At 63.6% G+C, this 5,562-nt stretch carries 6 protein-coding genes; 3 read left to right on the forward strand and 3 right to left on the reverse strand.

The features are described 5' to 3' along the window. Positions 1 to 35: 35 nt before the first annotated feature. Complete coding sequence (locus tag EOA75_RS27820; RefSeq protein ID WP_127325668.1) at positions 36 to 1,079, forward strand: CapA family protein; 1,044 nt, start codon at positions 36 to 38, stop codon at positions 1,077 to 1,079. 74 nt (positions 1,080 to 1,153) lie between these two features. Here EOA75_RS27820 and EOA75_RS27825 read toward each other — a convergent pair whose 3' ends face one another. Next, the gene (locus tag EOA75_RS27825) at positions 1,154 to 1,678 is read right to left on the reverse strand and encodes a DUF2314 domain-containing protein (RefSeq protein WP_348628689.1); all 525 of its coding nucleotides are present in this window, start codon (positions 1,676 to 1,678) and stop codon (positions 1,154 to 1,156) included. Positions 1,679 to 1,929: 251 nt separating this feature from the next. Between EOA75_RS27825 and EOA75_RS27830 the strand changes: the two genes are divergently transcribed. Next, the gene (locus EOA75_RS27830) at positions 1,930 to 2,418 is read left to right on the forward strand and encodes a hypothetical protein (RefSeq protein ID WP_245466759.1); all 489 of its coding nucleotides are present in this window, start codon (positions 1,930 to 1,932) and stop codon (positions 2,416 to 2,418) included. Between the two features lie 56 nt (positions 2,419 to 2,474). Here EOA75_RS27830 and EOA75_RS27835 read toward each other — a convergent pair whose 3' ends face one another. Continuing rightward, positions 2,475 to 2,990 (reverse strand): hypothetical protein, encoded by a 516-nt coding sequence (locus EOA75_RS27835; protein ID WP_127325669.1) that lies wholly within the window; start codon positions 2,988 to 2,990, stop codon positions 2,475 to 2,477. An 827-nt stretch (positions 2,991 to 3,817) separates the two neighbouring features. Between EOA75_RS27835 and EOA75_RS27840 the strand changes: the two genes are divergently transcribed. Beyond that, the gene (locus tag EOA75_RS27840) at positions 3,818 to 4,756 is read left to right on the forward strand and encodes a diacylglycerol kinase family protein (RefSeq protein ID WP_127325671.1); all 939 of its coding nucleotides are present in this window, start codon (positions 3,818 to 3,820) and stop codon (positions 4,754 to 4,756) included. Between the two features lie 72 nt (positions 4,757 to 4,828). Here EOA75_RS27840 and EOA75_RS27845 read toward each other — a convergent pair. After that, a partial coding sequence (locus tag EOA75_RS27845) for an NAD(P)-dependent oxidoreductase (protein ID WP_164747597.1) occupies positions 4,829 to 5,562 on the reverse strand: 734 nt, incomplete at its 5' end.

Raw genomic sequence — 5,562 nt, forward strand, 5'->3', positions numbered from 1 at the left:
CGGTCTACACACGATGGCAAACGGTTGGGCATCGCGTGTCGAATTATCCGCTTTCCTACAAATTGTCGTGGCTGCCGCGTTTTCTGAAGCCGTCGCTAGGCGGCGACAGAAACGGTTTCGCGGCGGCAGCAGCGACGCTGATGGTGCCGACGCCAACGCAAACTGTGCAGCTTGCTTTCATCGGCGACCTGTCGGCGGTCGCCAATCGCCGGGTGCCGGAATGCGACCCTGCGATCGCGGCGCTGCTCGCTTCGGCCGATCTCGTGGTCGGCAATTGCGAAAGCCCGATCGTCGAGCGGCCGAGCGCGGTGGCGGGCACGCGGCTTGGCACGCATCACGCGATGAGCGAACGCTTCCTGGCGGATGCGCTGGCAGGCGTCGGCATTGCCCGTGACAGGCTCGTGCTGTCGCTCGCCAACAATCATATCCTCGACCAGGGCGTTGCCGGCGTCGACGAGACGGTCGCGGCGCTGAAGCGGCTCGGCATCCGCACCATCGGCACCGCGGCCGGCGGCCCGGTCCAACACCAGGCCGCCGGGCCGCTGACGATCGGCTTCGCCGCGTTCACGCTTTGGCGCAACGCTGACGAGGCCGAATTTCGGGCGCGGATTTCCATGGCGGGCGATCCGGCCGAATGGCCGCTCGGGATCCTCGCGAACGTCGACTTGCTCTGCGCGGTGCCGCATTGGGACTGGGAGTTCCGGCATTTTCCGAGACCGGCGACGCGGGCGCTGGCGCGGCGGCTGGCGGGTTACGGCGTGCGGCTGATCGCCGGCCACCACGCCCATGTCGTGCAGCCGCTCGAGCGCATCGGCGATGCGCTCGTGGCCTACGGTCTCGGCGACTTCCTCGGCACGGCTTTTGCCAGGCAGCCATGGCCCGGCCGCATCGGTTCGATCCTGGTCGTCGACGTCCGCACGGACGCAGCCGCGCGAGGCAAGATTGCCGCTTACAAACTGCATTTCTTCATGCGCCTCGCCAAAGGCGGCCATGAGCAGCTGGTGCCGGTGGAGGCGCTGAAGGAGGAATTGTTGAAGCGGAAGGTTACCGAACGCCTGAGCGCGATCTTTTCCGGCTGACAGCCGACTGCTGACCGGGCCGACTGGCCGCGGCGAGCTTGCCGCAAAAGCAGCTGTAATGCCTTGGATGCAGTTCAGCAGTCGAAGCCGTATTGGGTGCGCATGTAATCCGCTTCTTCCTTGGACATTTTCTTGAACATCACGCAGACGGTGAAGCTGCCGACCTGATGGCGGTCCCTGGTGTATCCCCAGTCGGAGATATCGTCCTTGGAGAATTCGATGTTCTGGCCGAATACCACGTTGCGTACGAGTTTCGGCTCGTTCGCCAATATGCCGACAAAGCCGGTGGCGGTCCGCTTGAAGGGGATGACCCAGAAATGCTCCGTCGCATGTCCGTCGACCACCATGACCTTCAGCTTGAACCTGCCGGTTCCCGGCGGCGGCGCGTCGGACAAAGCCAGGAAGTCGTCCAGGCTGGATCGTGCCTTTGAAATCGCCGCCGCCATTTCGGCATCGTCCGGGGCTACCATCACCGTTTTGTCGTCACCTTGATCGGTGTCCTGCGCTCGAACAGGCAAGGGCGCGAGTGCCAGTAACAAGCTTAGTGTGGCGCGAACGGCAAAGGTCATGAAGCCCCCCAACTCCAGGTAGGCGCTCATCTTCCCGCATCGTGCCGGCATTATCAATCAGGCACTGCATTGTTCCGGCGCGCCAGCGGCGGCCTTCGTCTGCAGCGTTCCGGTACCCCTATGGTTTTTGCGGGGTGGTCAGTCTATCCGTCACGAGCGGATGGTAACGGGAACGGAAGCGCTCTCGGTCGTCAAAGAGTCGAAAGCGCCGAGCGCCGGAGAGGACAGGACATGCGAATGAAACTTGGTGCCACGGCGATGATCCCGGCGAGGATGCAGACGTGACCTTGCCCGGCGGTAAGAGGGCCAGGGTGCGGCTCGACCGCAACGACTTCGCCACTTTCTCCGGCGGCAGGTTTTCCTTTGTTCATCCGAGCAGCATTTCCGTCACCAAGACGGATCTCGGCGAGAGCATCACCCAATACCTCGCTGCCTCGGCCCTCGGCACCGTCGTCGTGGTGCAGGAATACGGCAAGATGAATCCGGTGTCGCTCAATCAGCTGATGCTGCAGGAGATGACCAAGGAGTCGGTTCAGGCGGGCGGCACGCTGATACAGGAGCCGACGACCCGCAAGCTCGCCTACGGCAAGCAGTTGACCGGCATCAAGACAACCGTGAAGACGCGTACCGACAAGGCCGATTTCGAGATCGTCGGCTTCGGTCTTGCCGATCAGGGGCTGCTGTTCATCACGCGCATCGGCGATCAGGACATCGCAACCGAGCAACCGATGATCGACAAATTCTGGCAGACGCTGAAGGTCAAACTGTAAGGCGCGCTGATATTCAAGTGCCTGGAATACCAGTTTCGTGCGCTTCCGGTGCTGGATTACAGCCCGCTCGGCACCAGTCCCGCCAGCCAGTTCGCCGATCGCTTCGCCATATCCACCGTCGCGTTGGCCGCGCGGCCGAGATCGGTCTTGACCACGGCATAACCAGCCTTGGTGCGATAGAGCACGGCGCTGCCGCCGTCGACCGCGGCCTCGAAGGCAACAGGCCGCGCGGCTTCCGTCTCGCTGGCCGTCACCGTCGTGCCGACCGGGACGCTCGGCCGACGGCTGAGCTCGGGCGGCAATGGGGCAATGGGTTCGACGACGCGGTTCGGCGGCCTCAGCTCCGGCCTTGACGCTTTGGCTGCGAGCTCCGAAGTCGATGCTTTGGTGCGGCAGATGCCGGAAACCAGCGGATAATTGAAATTGCGCTGATGCAGCATCTGGCTCTTCATCGCCGCTTCGCAGTCGGCAATCGTCGCCCATTTGGCGGGAGTCTCGCCGATATACTCGCAGAGCTTGGCGTCGCAGTCGCAGCCGACAATGGTCATGGCGACAAGGGCGGTCTTAATCACGGTCTTGTCCCTTTGAACTCGTTCCCAGGCGATCAATCGCCGGGGAACAAGGCGGGATTTGGCCGCGATTGTGAATTCAGCGTGTCGGCGCGTTGCTTGGCCTGCGACTGTGGCGAGGAAGCATCAGTGGCAGATGCTGGGGCGGTGCCGGACGCTGGGAAAGGGCCGGTGAAGGGGCAGCCCAAAAGACAGTCGGCGCTGGGATTGCTCCCAGCGCCTCCCTGTCAGATCAGGAACCGGTTACGGCAGCAACTTCCGTAAAGTCGTCGCGCCAGGCCGGCCTTGATTTTGACGGTCCTGCCAGTCGCCACCCGAAGGCAGCGTCCGTTCCAGACCACGCCGATCTCCACCCTTGCGGGCTTTGCCGGCGCACCATCGAAGGTTTCACCCGCCTTCATGGCAGCATCGGTCCGCCGTCGGCGTTCGCACGCTTTCCGCGGCACCCGTAGGTCTCGGCATCCGTCCCTCCAGCAGGCGAACCTGCTCTCGTTCTGGGCCGTACGGGCCTCAGGAAATCCGCCTTGCGCTTCTGCCTTTCGGCCGGGGCGTTCGGTAGCCGCCTGAGATGGGTTCAATGTATGCCGGGTAAGGAATTTGCGGAATAGACGCGGACCTGTGGATAGCGGGATTATCGGGGACCGATGCGACAAGTCTCGGAATTTGCGGGCCGAACGCCTTAGACAGCCTGTCCCCATTTTCCGCGGTCCTTTCGACGATGAGCCTTGCCCCGCCAGTCGGCCCGCGTTTGAATGCCGGCAAAGTGCTGTGGCGCTGCATCAGCCGAGTCGCCTTGCGCTTCCACGCAATAGGCCTCGGGGGAGATCATGTTGAAGGTCGGGGTGGTTCTCAATCCGATAGCGGGAGGGGGCAAGCTCAAGCGGCATTGGTCCGAAGCCGCCGCATCGCTCAAGAGGCATTTCGGCGATTTCGAGCTGCGCGAGACGCAGACCAGCGGCGACGCCGAGCGATTGGCAATCGACCTCGCGGCCAGCGGGTGCGATCTGGTGATCGCGGCCGGCGGCGACGGCACCGCCAGCGAGGTGGCGGACGGGCTGCTGCAGGCAGAGCATGAGACCGGCCGGACCAGCGCGCTCGGCCTTTTGCCCTGCGGCACCGGTATCGATTTCGCCAGAGGGCTCGGCCTGCCCGACGAAATCGAGGAAGCACTGGCGCGTATCGCCGGCGCCGGCGCGCGCAAGGTCGATGCCGGCCGCGTCTGCTACATCGACGACCACGGCGCGCTCGCCAGCCGTCACTTCATCAACATCGCCAGCCTCGGCCTCTCCGGCGCCACCGATCGCGCGGTCAATGCGGACAAGCGCAAGGGCAGGGTCTCGGCCAAAGCGCTTTTCTTCTGGCGCACAGTGCTGGAATTCATCCGCTATCGCTTCCAGGAGGTCAGGATCACCATAGACAACGGCGAGCCGGTCGAGGCGCGCATGGCGCTGGTGGCGGTAGCCAACGGGAAATTCTTCGGTGGCGGCATGATGATTGCGCCGGACGCCGATCTGTCCGACGGCCAGTTCGATGTCGTCATCCTGCGCGCCGCCGGCAAGCTTGGGCTGATCCGCGACATCCGTCTCCTCTATGGCGGGCGCCACCGCAACCATCCGGCGATCACCATCCTGCGCGGTCGCAAGGTGCTGGTCGAACCGCTAGGCGACGTTGAGAAGAACGGAGCGCTAGTCGACATAGACGGCGAGTCGCCAGGTCGGATTCCGGCAACTTTCGAGATATTGCCCGGCGCATTGACGCTCAGGTGTTGAATCACCTGCCTGAAGGTTTGATTCCGCCGGTGTGATTAGGCGATTGAAATAGCTGGCTAAAGTTTTGGCGGATTACAGTTCGAGCTTGGCCGGGAAGCCTGGCGCGCGAAGCTCCGTGCCGACCGCATCCTCCAGAAGCTTGACGATCTGGGTCGACCAGGCGCCACCGCCATACTTCTGCCTGCCGACCTCGAAAATCTGGTTGACGAGTGGTGCCAGTTGCAGCGGCACGCGAAAATCCCTGGCCATGCACAACGCGAAACCGAGATCCTTCAAAGCCAGGTCCATGGTGAAGCCGATGTCGTAGGAGCCGTTCAGGATGAGCTGGCTTTCGGTCTCGTGGACGAAGCTGTTGCCGGAAGAGGCGACGATGGCGTGATAGGCCTGGGCGAGGTCGAGCCCGCCCTGGTTGGCGAGCATCAATGCCTCGCCGGCGGCGACCAGATGGATGAAGGCCAGCATGTTGGTGATGACCTTGATCACCGCCCCCGAGCCGACCGGTCCCATCAGGAACGATTTGGCGCACATTGCCTGGATCGCCGGCCGGTGGCGCTCGTAGAGCGCGGCGTCCCCTCCTACCAGCGCGGTGATCTTTCCTGCCGCCGCCAAGTGCACGCCGCCGGTGACCGGACATTCCAGCGTCTCGACACCTTTCGCCGAAGCAAGTGCGGCCAGCCGCAGGATCTCGTCGCGGCCATTGGTCGACATTTCGATCCAGGTGCCGCCGGCGGCCAGGCCGTCCAGCAATCCGTCAGAACCGGCGAGCACAGCTTCGCTCACTTTCGGCGAGGGCAGGCAGGTGATCG

This window comes from Mesorhizobium sp. M1A.F.Ca.IN.022.07.1.1 (assembly GCF_003997575.1).
GTDB lineage: Bacteria > Pseudomonadota > Alphaproteobacteria > Rhizobiales > Rhizobiaceae > Mesorhizobium.